The sequence below is a fragment of the Streptomyces sp. NPDC001351 genome, from assembly GCF_042896045.1.
In the GTDB taxonomy this organism is placed as follows: domain Bacteria; phylum Actinomycetota; class Actinomycetes; order Streptomycetales; family Streptomycetaceae; genus Streptomyces.
In genome coordinates this window covers 340,140-354,102 of record NZ_JBIAWS010000003.1, presented here as the reverse complement: position 1 = coordinate 354,102, position 13,963 = coordinate 340,140, and the positions used below count along the sequence as shown (strand labels likewise).

Below are 13,963 nucleotides of genomic sequence, written 5' to 3'. Positions count from 1 at the left end.
GCGTCCCCTCTCACCAGGGCGTTTCTCGCCTCACTGTAAGCAGCCGGGCCCCGCCTGTCGCGGGGGTGGCCGCCGGGGCCCCCTTTTCGGCCTCCGGCGCGCTGCACACGGGCTTTTCGCCATCCCTACCTTTTGCGGAACCCGCCCGATGTGCGCTCTCGCGCCGGCGCAACGAACGAAGGCTCACCATGACCGCACCCGTTCAGACCCCGGCCCGGCGACGATCCGTGCGCCGCAGCCCTCATGCGGCGGCCCGAGGGGCCGTGGCGACGGTGTTCGCCGCCCAGGGAGCGGCGGTGGCCGCGGTGTCCACCACGGTGCCCGCCGTCAAGGAGCGTCTCGCGCTCTCCCCGCTGACGATGACCGTGCTCGTCGTGACCGTCGCGCTCAGCGCGGGCGTCGGCAGCTTCGCCGGACTGGCCGTGATCCGGCGGGTCGGGCTGGTCGCCGCGATGCGCGCCGCCGTCCTGGCGACCGCCGCGGCCCTGCTGCTGATCGGCTGGGCTCCCAGCCAGGCCGTGGCCGCCGTGTCCTACGCACTGTTCGGCATGGCCCTGGGCTGCATCGACGTGTCGGCGAACACGAGGGCCGCGGTCGTCGAACGCCACTACGGCCGGAGCATCTTCGCCTCCTTCTACGCCGCCTGGAGCGCGGCCGGAATCGCGGCCGCGCTGCTGACCGCGGGCACCGCTCACCTCGGCTGGCCCGCCGAGCACACCCTGACCGCACAGGCAGGCCTCGTCGCGGCCCTCGCCCTGACCGTCCGCGCGCACGAGCTTCCCACCCACTCACCCCTCGCCCCGTCCGCCCATGAGGAGCCCCGGGGAGAGTCCGTCGCGCTCGGCCGCGAACTGTGGGTCACACTCGCCCCGTTCGGCCTGGTCCTCCTGGTCGCCTATGTCATCGACTCCACGGTCTCGTCGTGGTCGACCCTGTACCTCCACCAGACCCTGGACACCGCCCTGTCCCTCGCACCCCTGGCCTATGCGGCCTACCAGGTGGGCACCGTCACGGGGCGGACCTGCGCCGACCGTCTCGTACGCACCCTGGGCCCGGTGGCGGTGATCCGTGCCGCCACCGTGCTCACCGCCGCCGCCCTGGCCGGACTGGCGGCCGCCCCCGCCTGGCCGTACGCCGTCCTGGCCGCCGCGTGCACCGGGCTCGGGGTCTCCGCACTCGTGCCCCTGTGCCTCGCCTCCGCCGGACGCCTGCGACCGGGGGCGACCGAGGCGGTCCTGGCCCGAATGAACGTCTTCAACTACACGGGCGTGCTCGCGGGCGGGGCCGCCAGCGGGATCCTCGGCTCCACGGGCCACTTCCGCCTCGCCTACGCGATACCGGCCGCACTCGTCCTCGCGCTCCTGGCGACCGCCCGGTCTTTCGCATGGCCGCCCAGGCCCCCTCTCTGACCGCAGGGACCATTTCCCGCTGAACTGCAGATGAATAAGTTTCCTTCAACCCCTCAACCCCTCAACCCCACGACCTTCAGGCCTTCGGGCCTTCAACTCTTCAGTCCTTCAGGAATGGGCTTGCGAACCGATAGAAAAGGGATCCCCTCATGGGAAAAATCCAGTACGACACCTGCGTGATCGGAGCGGGACCTGCCGGGCTCGCGGTCGCCAGAGCCCTGACGGAGCGGAACCTGCCGTACACGCATCTTGAGCGGCACACAGGCCCGGGTGGCATCTGGGACATCGACAACCCCGGCAGCCCGATGTACGAGTCGGCTCATTTCATTTCCAGCAAAACCCTCTCGGGCTTCGGGGGATTTCCGATGCCCGACGAATTCGCCGACTATCCGCCGCACCGGCAGATCCTCTCGTATCTGACGTCCTTCGCCGACGCCTACGAACTGACGGAGCGCATCCAGTTCGGCGTCGAGGTCGAAAGCGTGGACAAGGACGCCGACGGCACCTGGACGGTCACCCGGACCGACGGACGGCAGTCCGTGCACGGCCAGGTCGTGGTGTGTACGGGGTCCCAGTGGCACCCCAACGTCCCTGAACTGCCCGGCCACTTCACCGGGGAGATCCGCCACACGGTCGGCTACCGCAGCGCGGAGGAGCTGCGCGGCAAGCGGGTTCTCGTCGTGGGCGCCGGGAACTCCGGCTGCGACATCGCGTGCGACGCGGCCCGCAGCGCGGACCGCGCGGTGATCAGCATGCGCCGCGGCTACTGGTTCATCCCCAAGCACCTCTTCGGCCGGCCCGTGGACACCATCGCCAACGACGGGCCGCACCTGCCGATGTGGCTGGCGCAGCGGGTCTTCGGCACCCTCCTGCGGATCATCAACGGCGACCCGACGCGCCTGGGCCTGCAGAAGCCGGACCACAAACTGTTCGAGACCCACCCCACGATCAACTCGATGCTGATCCACCACCTGCAGCACGGCGACATCACCGCCAGGCCGGGGATCGCCCGCACCGAGGGCAGTACGGTCCACTTCACGGACGGCACCCGCGACGACTTCGACCTGATCCTGCTGGCCACCGGTTACGTCCACCAAGTGCCGGTCGCGCAGAAGTACTTCGGCGACGAGCAGCACCCCGACCTGTACCTGTCGTCGTTCTCCCGCGAGCACCAGGGCCTGTTCGGAGTGGGCTTCGTCGAGACCAACTCCGGTGCGTACCGGCTCTTCGACACCCAGGCGCAGATGATCGCCGGGCACATCGACGACGTGGCGCAGGGGCTGCCGAACGCGGAGCGGTTCGCGGGCATGATCCGTACCGACCACCCGGACCTGTCCGGCGGCCTCACGTTCGTCGACTCGCCCCGGCATACCGGCTACGTCGACAGCGGAGCCTTCGTGAAGCATCTCGCCAAGGTCGCCGCCGAGATGGGCTGGCGCACCGAGGGCCTGCCGCCGCGCGTGCGGTCCCTGCGGGGCGTGGAGGCGGTCTCGTGAGCGGCTTCGACTTCCGTGACAAGGTCATGCTGGTGACCGGCGGCGCAGGCGGGATCGGCAGCGCGATGTGCCGCCGCTTCGCCACCTCCGGCGCCCGCTGCGTGGTCGTCGACATCGACGAGGCCCGCGCGAAGCGCGTCGCCGCCGAGCTTCCCGGCGCCGGCCACACCGCTCTCGGCTGCGACCTCACCGACCGTGCCCAGGTGGAGCTCCTCTTCGACCAGGTCGCCGACGTGTACGGCCGCCTCGACGTCCTCGTCAACAACGTGGGAATGACCAACGCCGAACGCTTCGACGTACGCAGCGTCGAGAGCATCGAGCAGGAGATCACCCTCAACCTGACCTCGCCGCTGGTCACCACCCGGATCGCGATCCCACTGCTGCGGGCCTCCCAGGACGCCCGCGTGGTCACCACCGTCTCCCTCGGCGGGATCTTCCCGTTGGGCGAGACCCCGATCTACACGGCCTCGAAGTTCGGGCTGCGCGGGGCGATGCTGGCCCTCGGGCTCGACCTGAGGAGCAAGGGCATCCTGGCAGGGTCGGTGCTGCCGTCGGCGACCGACACCCGGATGCTGCGCCAGGAAGCCGTGGACGGCGGGAACTCCATGCAGTTCCAGGACCCGCCGCAGCAGCCCGCCGACGTCGTCGCGGCCGTGGTGTCCCTGCTCGACAAGCCGCGTCTGGAGGCCTACCCCCGGACCGGCGAGTCCCGCCTGGTCCGGTTCGCGATGCTGGCGCCCAACCTGCTGCCGAAGGTGTTCCCGCTGTTCCGGCAGAGAGGGGAGCGCGGGATGGCCCGCTACCTGGAGGAGCTGCGCCGCCGGGGGCTGGCCCGGCAGACGGACGGACGCTGGGAACTGGTGGAGGAGAAATGACCGCAGTGGAGCGCCCCGCCACGCTGGTGATCGTCAACCCGGCGACCGGGGAACCGATCACCACCGTGCCGGCCACCAGTGCCGAAGACGTCACCAAGGCCGCCGAGCGGGCCGAACAGGTCTTCGTATCCGGTGTCTGGTCCGGACGGCCGGTCCGGGAGCGCAGCGCGGTGCTGCTGCGACTGGCCGACCTGATGGAACGCGACACCGGGATCCTGGCCCGGCTGGACAGCGAGGACGCGGGAAAGCCGATCACGGAATGCCTGACCGGCGACGTACCGGGCGCGATCGAGTCGATCCGCTGGTTCGCCGAAGCGGCCGACAAGGTGTTCGGCAGAATCGCCCCCGGCGGACCGGACGGCCTCGGCCTGATGACCCGGGAGCCGGTCGGGGTGGTCGCGGCGATCCTGCCCTGGAACTACCCGCTGGCCATGACCGCCTGGAAGGTCGGTCCCGCCCTCGCCGCGGGCAACTGCCTGCTGCTCAAGCCCGCCGAGACGACCCCGCGCTCGGCCCTGCACCTGGCCCGACTCGCCGCCGAGGCGGGCCTGCCCGAGGGGGTCCTCACGGTCCTGCCGGGCCATGGCTCCGTCACCGGCACCGCCCTGGCCCGCAACCCCGTCGTGGGCGCCCTCTCCTTCACCGGCTCCACCAGCACCGGCCGCCGCATCCTCAAGGACGCGGCCGACACCAACTTCAAACGCGTCTCGCTGGAGATGGGCGGCAAGAGCCCCCAGGTACTGATGGCCGACGCACTCTCCTACGGTGACGAACTCATCGACCACATGACCGAGGCCGCGTTCCTGACCATGGGACAGAACTGCACGGCCGGTTCCCGCGTCCTGGTGCACCACAGCATCGCCGACGTGGTTCTCGACCGCTTCACAACCGCCGCGAAACGCCTGGTCATCGGCGACCCGGCGGACCCTCGCACGCAACTGGGCCCACTCATCGACCGGACGGCCTTCGACCGGGTCGCGACGGCGGTGGAAGCCGCCCGGGCCGGCGGAGCCCGTATCCACACCGGAGGCCTGCCGCACGGCCTGCCCCAGCGCGGCGCCTACTACCCGCCCACGGTGATCACCCAGGCCCCCGAAGGCAGCGACGTCCTCACCAAGGAACTGTTCGGTCCCGTGGTCACCGTCCAGACCTTCACCTCCGAGGACGAGGCGCTGCACCTGGCGAACGCCACCGAGTACGGCCTCGCCGCCTCGGTGTGGACCCGCGACCTCGACACCGCCCTGCGACTGGCACACGGCATCCAGGCCGGCGTGGTCTCCGTCAACGCCTACAGCGAGGGCGACATCACCACACCCTTCGGCGGCTGGAAACAGTCCGGATTCGGCGGCGCGGAGAAATCGACCAACGCCTTCGACCAGTGGACCCGCGAGAAGACGGTCTGGATCCGCACCCGCTGACCCCACTGAGGCCGCGTCGGGCAGTCCACGCCTCGCCGTGTCGATGCCGGCTCAGGTGGAGTCAGTCACCGTACGTGTGGAAACCGCGGCCGCTCTTGCGGCCGAGGTGGCCCGCGGCGACCATGCGGCGCAGGAGGGCGGGGGGCGCGTACAGCGGCTCCTTGAACTCCTCGTACATGGACTCGGCCACCGCCTGTGCGGTGTCGAGGCCGATGAGGTCGAGCAGGCGCAAGGGGCCCATGGGGTGGGCGCAGCCGAGTTCCATGCCCCGGTCGATGTCTTCCGGCCGCGCGGAGCCCGACTCCACCATCCGTACCGCGCTCAGAAGGTAGGGCACCAGAAGGGCGTTGACGACGAAACCGGAGCGGTCGGGCGCCTGGATGGCCTGTTTGCCCAACTGCCCGGCCAGGTCGCGGGTGCGCCGCACGGTGTCCGTGCCGGTGACGAGAGCGGGTATGAGCTCGACCAACTGCTGTACGGGTACAGGGTTGAAGAAGTGCATGCCGATGACCTGCGCGGGCCGCTCGGTGACCACGGCGAGATCGACGACGGGGATCGAGGAGGTGTTGGTGGCCAGGACTGCCGCAGGGTCCTCGACCGTCTTGTCCAGGGTGCGCAGGATGTCGGCCTTGATGTCGCGGTTCTCGGCGACGGCCTCGATGACGAACTGACGGTCTGCCATGTCGCTGAGGTCATGGGTGAAGGAAAGCCTGGCGAGGGCCTGGTCTCGCTGCTCCTCGCTGAGCTTGCCGCGCCGTACGCCTCGGTCCAGGGAGGAGGTGAGTCGGCGGCGGCCTGCCTCGATCGCGTCGGGCGTGGCCTCGGCCACACGGACGTCGATGCCGCTGCGGGCGGCGACTTCGGCGATGCCGGAGCCCATGAGGCCGCAGCCGACGACGCCGAGCCGGGTGACGGGATCCATCCGGGGTCCTCTCTGATGAGTCGCTGGGTGTGGTGTGCGGGGCTGGTTCAGACGTTGCGGCGGTACTGGCCGCCGACCTCGAAGAAGGCCTCGGTGATCTGCTGAAGCGAGCAGACGCGGGCGGCGTCCATGAGGACGGTGAAGACGTTGCCCCCGTTCACCGCCGCCTCCTTGAGGGCGGCCAGGGCAGCGTGGGCTCGCTCTTGGTGGCGGGCCTGGAAGCCCCGGACCCGCTCCAGCTGGGACTGCTTCTCCTCCTCGGTGGCGCGGGCGAGTTCGAGGACGGCGGGCTCGGTGGTGTCGGCGTGCGGGTTGCGGAAGGTGTTGACGCCGATGAGGGGCAGGGTGCCGTCGTGCTTGCGCTGCTCGTAGAGCATCGACTCGTCCTGGATGCGGCCGCGTTGGTAGCCGGTCTCCATGGCGCCGAGCACACCACCGCGTTCGCTGATCCGCTCGAACTCCTGCAGGACGGCCTCCTCCACCAGGTCGGTGAGTTCGTCGATGATGAACGAGCCCTGCAGGGGGTTCTCGTTCATCGCCAGGCCCCACTCACGGTTGATGATCAGCTGGATGGCCAGGGCCCGCCGCACGGATTCCTCGGTGGGGGTGGTCACCGCTTCGTCGTAGGCGTTGGTGTGCAGGCTGTTGCAGTTGTCGTAGATCGCGATGAGCGCCTGGAGCGTGGTGCGGATGTCGTTGAAGTCCATCTCCTGGGCGTGCAGGGACCGGCCCGAGGTCTGGACGTGGTACTTCAGCTTCTGGGAGCGGTCGTTCGCGCCGTACTTCTCCTTCATCGCCACCGCCCAGATCCGGCGGGCGACGCGGCCGAGCACCGAGTACTCGGGGTCCATGCCGTTGGAGAAGAAGAACGACAGGTTGGGGGCGAAGTCGTCGATGTGCATGCCCCTCGCGAGGTAGGCCTCGACATAGGTGAAGCCGTTGGCCAGGGTGAAGGCGAGCTGGCTGATGGGGTTGGCGCCGGCCTCGGCGATGTGGTAGCCGGAGATGGACACCGAGTAGAAGTTGCGGACCTGGTGGGCGATGAACCACTCCTGGATGTCCGCCATCATCCGCAGGCTGAACTCGGTGGAGAACAGGCAGGTGTTCTGGCCCTGGTCCTCCTTGAGGATGTCCGCCTGCACCGTGCCGCGCACGGTGGCGAGCGCGTGGGCGCGCAGTTCGGCCGCCTCCTCGGGCGAAGGGGCCCGGCCCTCCGCGGCGCGGAACTTCTCGATCTGCTGGTCGATCGCGGTGTGGAGGAAGAACGCCAGGATGGTCGGCGCGGGTCCGTTGATGGTCATGGAGACCGAGGTCGTCGGCGCGGTGAGGTCGAAGCCGTCGTAGAGCGCCTTCATGTCCTCCACGGTGGCCACCGAGACGCCGGAGGTGCCGACCTTGCCGTAGATGTCGGGGCGTTCGCCGGGGTCGCGGCCGTAGAGGGTGACGGAGTCGAAGGCGGTGGACAGCCGGGTGGCCGGTTGGCCCTCGGAGAGCAGTTTGAAGCGCCGGTTGGTGCGGAAGGGATCGCCCTCGCCCGCGAACATCCGCGCCGGGTCCTCGCCGTCGCGTTTGAAGGGGAACACCCCGGCGGTGAAGGGGAAGTGGCCAGGCAGGTTCTCCCGGCGCCAGAACCGGACCAGCTCTCCGTGGTCGGTGAAGCGGGGCAGGGCGACGCGGGGGATCTTGTTGCCGGACAGGGACTCGCGGGTCAGCTTGGTGCGGATCTCCCGGTCTCGGATCTTCACGACCTGCTCGTCGCCGGAGTAGGAGGCGACGACAGCGGGCCAGTCGTCGAGCTGCTCCCTGACGTCGAGCGGGAGCCGCCTGCGGGCGTCCTCGAGCAGCGCCTGGACGTTTCCGGCGTCGGAGCCCGCCTCGACGAGCTCGCCCTTGACCGCCTCCAGGCGCTGCACCCGCCGGGCTGCCTCGGCAAGCCGCCCGGTCTCGGCGTGGTAGGCACGGACGGTGTCGGTGATCTCGGCGAGGTAGCGCACCCGGTCCGCGGGAACCACCTGCCGGATGCGGGAGGAGTGGCGCACCTCGACAGGTGCCAGCGCGCCCTCGGCCAGCGGCAGCCCCTTCTCGGCCAGGGCGGTTCGCAGATGCTGATAGAGCGCGGTGACACCGTCGTCGTTGAAGGTCGCCGCCGAGGTGCCGTACACCGGCATGTCCTCGGGCCGCTTGCCGAACGCCTCGCGATTGCGGACCAGTTGGCGGCCCACGTCGCGCAGCGCGTCCTCGGCGCCGCGCCGCTCGAACTTGTTGATCGCCACGACGTCGGCGAAGTCGAGCATGTCGATCTTCTCCAGCTGTGAGGCGGCGCCGAACTCCGGCGTCATCACATACAGCGAGGTGTCGACGAACGGCACGATCGCCGCGTCACCCTGCCCGATGCCCGGTGTCTCCACGATCACCAGGTCGAACCCGGCGGCCTTCACCACGTCGATCACATCGGACAGGTGCTCGGGCAGCTCGCGACTGCCGCGGGTGGCCAGGCTCCGGAAGAACACCCGGTCCCCGTCCAGGGAGTTCATCCGGATCCGGTCACCCAGCAGGGCGCCGCCGCCACGGCGGCGCGTCGGGTCGACCGCGATCACCGCGATCCGCAGCTTTTCCTGCTGGTCGACTCGGAAGCGGCGCACCAGTTCGTCGGTCAGCGAGGACTTGCCCGAGCCGCCGGTGCCGGTGATGCCGAGCACCGGTACGACCCGGGCCGCGGCGGCACGCAGCCGCTCCAGGAATCCCGTGGGCAGCTTGCCGAGTTCGGCTCCGGTGATGGCGCGGGCGATCGCGAACCGGTCACCGGCGAGCACGGCGGCCGCATCGGCCGGCCCGCCGTCCCAGAGGTCGAAGTCGCAGTCCCGCACCACCGAGTTGACCATCCCGGCGAGGCCCATCCGCTGCCCGTCCTCCGGGGAGAAGACGGTCACCCCGCTCTCGCGCAGCCTGGCGATCTCGTCGGGCACGATGACACCGCCTCCGCCGCCCACCACCCGGACGTGCTCCGCTCCCCGTGAGCGCAGTGACTCGACCAGGTACTCGAAGTACTCGACATGCCCGCCCTGGTAGGAGGAGACCGCCACGCCGTGCGCGTCCTCCTCCAGCGCCGCGTCCACGACCTCCCGCACCGACCGGTTGTGTCCGAGGTGGATCACCTCGGCGCCCTGGGACTGGAAGATGCGCCGCATGATGTTGATCGAGGCGTCGTGCCCGTCGAACAGAGCTGAGGCGGTGACCAGTCGGACGGGGTGCACGGGTCGATGCAGAGCGCTCATGGGGGCCTTCCCGGGCAGGGCGGGGTGGTGCGGGACACATAAATACTAGGACGTCCTAGTAAATTGCTGGAGGTGACCGCCGTCACAGATCGAGGACCAGGCGAGGTCCGCACGAGCGGGACACGCAGATGAGCATGGTGTCGCCGGTGGCCCGCTCGTCCTCGGTCAGCAGTGAATCGCGGTGGTCGGGCCTGCCGTCGAGTACCTCGGTCTCGCAGGTACCGCACGTGCCTTCCCGGCAGGAGGAGTCGACCATGACGCCGGCCGCCTCCACGATTTCGAGCACCGAACGGTCCGGGGGCACGGTGAGGGTGAGCCCGGAACGGGCCAGCTCCAGCTCGAAGGTCCCGGTCGGACCGGGTGCGGTCGTCCGGGTCGGCGCGAACCGTTCGACGCCCAGGGTGCCGGGCGGCCAGCTCGCGCACAGCTCCTGCACCGCCCGCAGCAGGGGTTCGGGACCGCAGGCGTGCACCAGGGTGTCCTCCCGGGGCTCGCCGAGGTGGGCGGCGAGGTCCAGCAGGCCGTACTCGTCCTGCGGGCGGATGAGCACCCGGTCCCCGTGCGCGGCGAGGCGGTCCAGGAACGCCATGGAGGCGCGGGTGCGGCCGCCGTACAGCAGACGCCAGTCGGCACCCGCGGCCTCGGCGGCCTCGACCATGGGAAGGATGGGCGTGATGCCGACACCGCCGGCGATGAACAGCTGGCGCGCGGCGGGCCGCAGCGGGAAGTTGTTCCGCGGTCCGCGGACGCGCACGGTGGCGCCTTCGCGCAGCTGGTCGTGGACGTACGCGGAGCCGCCGCGGCCCTGCGGCTCGCGCAGCACGGCGATCTGCCAGGCCGCCCGTTCGGCCGGGCGTCCGCACAGGGAGTACTGACGGATCAGCTCGCCGTCGTCACCGTCCAGGAGTACGTCGATGTGGGCACCCGGCGTCCAGGAGGGGAGCGGACCGCCGTCGGGGCGGCGCAGGGTGAGGCAGACCACGCCGTCGGCGGCGAGGGTGCGGGCGGCCACCGTGAGGACTGTCGGGGCCGTGGGGAGTGGCTCGTTCATGGTGGTTCAGCTCCGCATCTCAAGCCTGCGTCGGTACCTGCAGCAACAGCGCGTCGCCCTGGCCGCCGCCCCCGCACAGGGCCGCCGCTCCGTTGCCGCCTCCGCGCCGCCGCAGTTCGGCGGCGAGAGTCAGCACAAGGCGGGCTCCGGTCATGCCGACCGGGTGCCCGAGCGCGATCGCCCCGCCGTTGACGTTCACCTTGTCCAGGGGGATGTCCAGCTCCTGTACACACGCCAGGGCCACTCCCGCGAACGCCTCGTTGATCTCGAACAGGTCGAGGTCGGCGGCCTTCAGTCGGCCGTCCCGGGACAGGGCGTCGCGGACGGCGCCGGCCGGCTGGACGAGGAGCGAGGGATCGGGTCCCGCGACCGTGCCGTAGGCGCCGATCTCGGCGAGCGGCGTCAGGCCCTCCCGTCGGGCGCGCTGCGCGCTCATCACGACGACGGCCGCGGCGCCGTCGGACAGCTGTGACGAGTTGCCCGCGGTGATGGTGCCCGCGCCGGAGAAGGCCGGCTTCAGGCGCCCGAGGCCCTCGGCGGTGCTTCCCGGCCGGACGCCCTCGTCGGACTCCACCACCGTCTCGCCCCCGCGTCCGGCCACGGTGAGGGGGGCGATCTCCTCGGACAGCGCACCCGACGCCTGGGCGTGGGCGGCCCTTTGATGGGACCGTGCGCTGTACTCGTCCTGTTCCTCCCGGGTCAGGGCGAACGGCTGCTGGTAGCGCTCGGTGGCCGCGCCCATGGAGACGCCGTCGAAGGCGCAGACGAGGGCGTCGCGGTCGAGGGCGTCCTCCACGGCCGCCGAACCGAACTTCCAGCCGGTGCGAGCCCCCCGCAGCAGATGCGGGGCGCCCGACATGGACTCCATGCCACCGGCGACGACCACCTCGTGACGGCCGGAGGCGATCATGAGGTCGGCCAGGGCGATGGCGTGCAGACCGGACAGACAGAGCTTGTTGACGGTGCTCGCGGGGACGGAGAACGGAATGCCGGCCCGGATCGCGGCCTGCCGGGCCGAGTTGGGGCCGGCCCCGGCCTGCACGACATGTCCCATGACGACGGCCTGCACGGCCGCCGGGTCCAGATGTGCGGCGGCCAGGGCCGCGCCGATGGCATGGGCGCCGAGGTCGACCGCGGACAGAGTGCTCAGGGCGCCCATCAGCTTGCCGATGGGCGTCCTGGCTCCGGCGACGATGACGGATCCGGGCATGACCGGGACCTCCTGGGTGTGGGGCGGGGTCAGGCGACCGCGTCGACGGCACGTTCGGCGATCATGTGGGCCGTCTCGTTCACCGAGTGCAGAACGATCCGGCCGCCGGGCATGCGCCGCACCCGGCTGACGGACGTGTAGCCGGGGTGGAACCAGAACATGGTGGGCAGGCCGAGCACCGTCGCCAGATAGGTGTTGGTGATGCCGCCGTGGCACACGGCCGCGACCCGCTCACCGGGGTGGGCGTCCAGCATCGTGTCCATCGCGCGCACCGCCCGGGCCCGGAACGCGTCCCAGTTCAGATCGGGCACGAAGTCCTCGTACCGTCCCTCGGCGAGCGCCACCGACCGGGGGTCGTCCGCGTCGATCTGCTCCGGTGGTGTGTAGGGATGCGAGACGTCGGTGTCCCACTCGCGCAGATCGTCCAGCACGGTCGCGGTCATGCCGGTGAGCCGTTCCAGGGGTGCCACCGTCTGGCGGGCCCGCTGGAACGGGCTGGTGTACAGGGCGTCGATGTCCTCGTGCACGAGCCAGGCGGCGAGGCGCTCGGCCTGCGCGATGCCCTCCGGCGACAACCCGGGGTCGTACACGCCGGCCCGGGGGAGGCCGTGCCGGATGAGGAGCAGTTCGGTCATGGGTGGTCCCATCTATGGTTCTTCGTGCTAGCCGGCGATGGTGCGCTCGGAGTGCCAGTAGGAGCGGCGCATCGCGCGTTTGTCGAGCTTGCCCATGGCGTTGCGTACGAGTTCCGGGACGAACTCGTAGGACCTGGGGCACTTGTAGGCGGCCAGCCGCTCGCGGCAGAACCGGTCCAGTTCATCGGCCGAGGGCTCGTCCGCCGCCACGATCAGCGCCCGCAGGGATTCGCCGAAGTCCGGGTCGGGCACTCCGATGACCGCGACCTCGGCGACCGCCGGGTGCTGCCGCAGTACGGCCTCGCTCTCGGCCGGGTAGAGGTTGACCCCGCCGGAGACCACGACGTCCGCGGCCCGGTCGGTGATGAAGATGTAGCCGTCCGCGTCGACATAGCCGATGTCGCCGAGCGTGAAGACACCGGGAGAGAGATAGGCGGACTTGGTCTTCTCCGGATCCGCGTGGTAGCGGACGCCCTGGTCGTCCGGCGCGCGGAAGGCCAGCAGCCCAGGTTCGCCGGGCGGCAGTCGCCGGCCGTCCTCATCGGTGACCAGCACCTCGAACGGGGGCCGGACGCGCCCGACCGAGCCCGGGTGCGCCAGCCACTCGGCGCTGCTGATGCGGGCCACGGTTCCCGCTTCGCTGGCGCCGTACGACTCGGTCAGTACCGGCCCGAACCAGTCGATCATGGCTCGCTTCACGTCCGGTGGACACGCGGAGCCGGTGTGGGAGACCTGCCGAAGGCTGGAGACGTCGTACTGGGCGCGGAGCTCTTCCGGGAGCGCGAGCAGCCGCTGGAAGTGGGTGGGCACCATCACCGTCGAGGCGACCTGCCACCTCTGCACCCTGCTGAGGAACGTCTCCGCGTCGAATCTGCCGAGGACGACCACCGGCTGACCGGCCGCCAGGTGCCGCAGCGAGGTCAGCGGTGCGTTGTGCTGCAGGGGGCCGCACACCAGATGCGGTCCCGGAGGGAAACCGGGCCGGGCGGACATCGCGGCGAGGTAGGCGGAGGCGTCGGCGACCGGGCCGCTCACCCAGCGCACCTCGGTGCCGCGCGCCCGTCCGGTGGTTCCCGAGGTGTAGACGAGCGGAGGCCGGGCGGGCCGGTCCGTGGGGAGGGTGCTTGCGGCGGGTGCGGCCGCCAGCCACACGTCCCAGTCGAAGGCGTGTCCGATCGCCGCGGTTCCGTGCAGCACCAACGGCAGGCCCAGTTCCCGGGCCGCGTCGAGGGCGGCACCCGCGCCGGCGGGTCCGGCGATGATCCCGGTGACGCCCGCGTCGATGATCTGGTCGACGAGTTCCCTCGACGTGAGGTGCCGGGACGTGGCCACGGTCCCGACCCCGGCCCGCAGACCGGCCAGATGGGCCACCAGTGTCGGGATCGCGTTGTCGCCGAGGACGGCGATCCGGTCGTCGGGGCCGGGTGCCAACTCCAGCAGCCGTGCCGCCGCCCGTGCCACCTGGTCGACGAGCCCGGACCAGGACAGCACCTCCAGGTCGTCCACCAGGGCGGGTTCATCGGGTGTCTCCTGGGCGCGACGGTCGAGTGGCAGCAGCGACATGGCTCCTCCGGCGGCTCCTCGGTCCTCTCCCGATCCAAGGGGAGAGGAGATGCGGAGACTGTAGCGTTTATCAAGAAAGTACGGAACACTCTGATCCCAGATGGAGCCA

The 13,963-nt window shown here is 70.7% G+C and carries 10 protein-coding genes; 4 read left to right on the top strand and 6 right to left on the bottom strand.

Features of this window, described 5'->3' with window-relative positions:
• Positions 1 to 188 precede the first annotated feature (188 nt).
• The 4 genes from ACFY1U_RS11945 to ACFY1U_RS11930 all read left to right on the top strand — a co-directional run bounded on the left by ACFY1U_RS11945 (position 189) and on the right by ACFY1U_RS11930 (position 5,198).
• Positions 189 to 1,409, top strand: coding sequence for an MFS transporter (locus ACFY1U_RS11945; protein ID WP_390693986.1), 1,221 nt, complete (start codon positions 189 to 191; stop codon positions 1,407 to 1,409).
• A gap of 149 nt (positions 1,410 to 1,558) precedes the next feature.
• Entirely contained in the window at positions 1,559 to 2,905 is a 1,347-nt protein-coding gene (locus tag ACFY1U_RS11940; protein WP_390693985.1) for a flavin-containing monooxygenase, read from the top strand.
• On the top strand, positions 2,902 to 3,780 hold the full coding sequence (locus ACFY1U_RS11935) for an SDR family NAD(P)-dependent oxidoreductase (RefSeq protein ID WP_390693984.1): 879 nt from the start codon (positions 2,902 to 2,904) through the stop codon (positions 3,778 to 3,780). The genes ACFY1U_RS11940 and ACFY1U_RS11935 overlap by 4 nt, the downstream gene beginning before the upstream one ends.
• On the top strand, positions 3,777 to 5,198 hold the full coding sequence (locus tag ACFY1U_RS11930; RefSeq protein WP_390693983.1) for an aldehyde dehydrogenase family protein: 1,422 nt from the start codon (positions 3,777 to 3,779) through the stop codon (positions 5,196 to 5,198). Before ACFY1U_RS11935 ends, ACFY1U_RS11930 begins: the two co-directional genes overlap by 4 nt.
• 61 nt (positions 5,199 to 5,259) lie before the next feature.
• Here the strand turns inward: ACFY1U_RS11930 and ACFY1U_RS11925 are convergent, their stop codons facing one another.
• The 6 genes from ACFY1U_RS11925 to ACFY1U_RS11900 all read right to left on the bottom strand — a co-directional run bounded on the left by ACFY1U_RS11925 (position 5,260) and on the right by ACFY1U_RS11900 (position 13,854).
• Positions 5,260 to 6,120, bottom strand: a complete 861-nt coding sequence (locus ACFY1U_RS11925; protein ID WP_390693982.1) for a 3-hydroxybutyryl-CoA dehydrogenase — start codon at positions 6,118 to 6,120, stop codon at positions 5,260 to 5,262.
• Positions 6,121 to 6,167: 47 nt separating this feature from the next.
• The gene (gene icmF, locus ACFY1U_RS11920; protein ID WP_390693981.1) at positions 6,168 to 9,395 is read right to left on the bottom strand and encodes a fused isobutyryl-CoA mutase/GTPase IcmF; all 3,228 of its coding nucleotides are present in this window, start codon (positions 9,393 to 9,395) and stop codon (positions 6,168 to 6,170) included.
• Positions 9,396 to 9,477: 82 nt separating this feature from the next.
• Positions 9,478 to 10,446 carry a PDR/VanB family oxidoreductase gene (locus ACFY1U_RS11915; protein ID WP_390693980.1) on the bottom strand — a complete coding sequence of 323 codons (969 nt, stop codon included), beginning with the start codon at positions 10,444 to 10,446 and terminating at the stop codon, positions 9,478 to 9,480.
• A 19-nt stretch (positions 10,447 to 10,465) separates the two neighbouring features.
• A complete protein-coding gene (locus ACFY1U_RS11910; protein ID WP_390693979.1) occupies positions 10,466 to 11,656 on the bottom strand; it encodes an acetyl-CoA C-acyltransferase in 1,191 nt (396 codons plus the stop codon).
• A 29-nt stretch (positions 11,657 to 11,685) separates the two neighbouring features.
• On the bottom strand, positions 11,686 to 12,291 hold the full coding sequence (locus ACFY1U_RS11905; protein WP_390693978.1) for a histidine phosphatase family protein: 606 nt from the start codon (positions 12,289 to 12,291) through the stop codon (positions 11,686 to 11,688).
• 27 nt (positions 12,292 to 12,318) lie between these two features.
• Positions 12,319 to 13,854 (bottom strand): AMP-binding protein, encoded by a 1,536-nt coding sequence (locus tag ACFY1U_RS11900; protein WP_390693977.1) that lies wholly within the window; start codon positions 13,852 to 13,854, stop codon positions 12,319 to 12,321.
• Between the last annotated feature and the right edge of the window lie 109 nt (positions 13,855 to 13,963).

What these genes read in the sequence shown, in the direction of transcription:
- ACFY1U_RS11945 (WP_390693986.1), top strand. Translation starts at nt 189, where the DNA reads ATGACCGCACCCGTTCAGACCCCGGCCCGGCGACGATCCGTGCGCCGC.
- ACFY1U_RS11940 (WP_390693985.1), top strand. Translation starts at nt 1,559, where the DNA reads ATGGGAAAAATCCAGTACGACACCTGCGTGATCGGAGCGGGACCTGCC.
- ACFY1U_RS11930 (WP_390693983.1), top strand. Translation starts at nt 3,777, where the DNA reads ATGACCGCAGTGGAGCGCCCCGCCACGCTGGTGATCGTCAACCCGGCG.
- ACFY1U_RS11925 (WP_390693982.1), bottom strand. Translation starts at nt 6,120, where the DNA reads ATGGATCCCGTCACCCGGCTCGGCGTCGTCGGCTGCGGCCTCATGGGC.
- icmF (WP_390693981.1), bottom strand. Translation starts at nt 9,395, where the DNA reads ATGAGCGCTCTGCATCGACCCGTGCACCCCGTCCGACTGGTCACCGCC.
- ACFY1U_RS11915 (WP_390693980.1), bottom strand. Translation starts at nt 10,446, where the DNA reads ATGAACGAGCCACTCCCCACGGCCCCGACAGTCCTCACGGTGGCCGCC.
- ACFY1U_RS11910 (WP_390693979.1), bottom strand. Translation starts at nt 11,656, where the DNA reads ATGCCCGGATCCGTCATCGTCGCCGGAGCCAGGACGCCCATCGGCAAG.
- ACFY1U_RS11905 (WP_390693978.1), bottom strand. Translation starts at nt 12,291, where the DNA reads ATGACCGAACTGCTCCTCATCCGGCACGGCCTCCCCCGGGCCGGCGTG.
- ACFY1U_RS11900 (WP_390693977.1), bottom strand. Translation starts at nt 13,854, where the DNA reads ATGTCGCTGCTGCCACTCGACCGTCGCGCCCAGGAGACACCCGATGAA.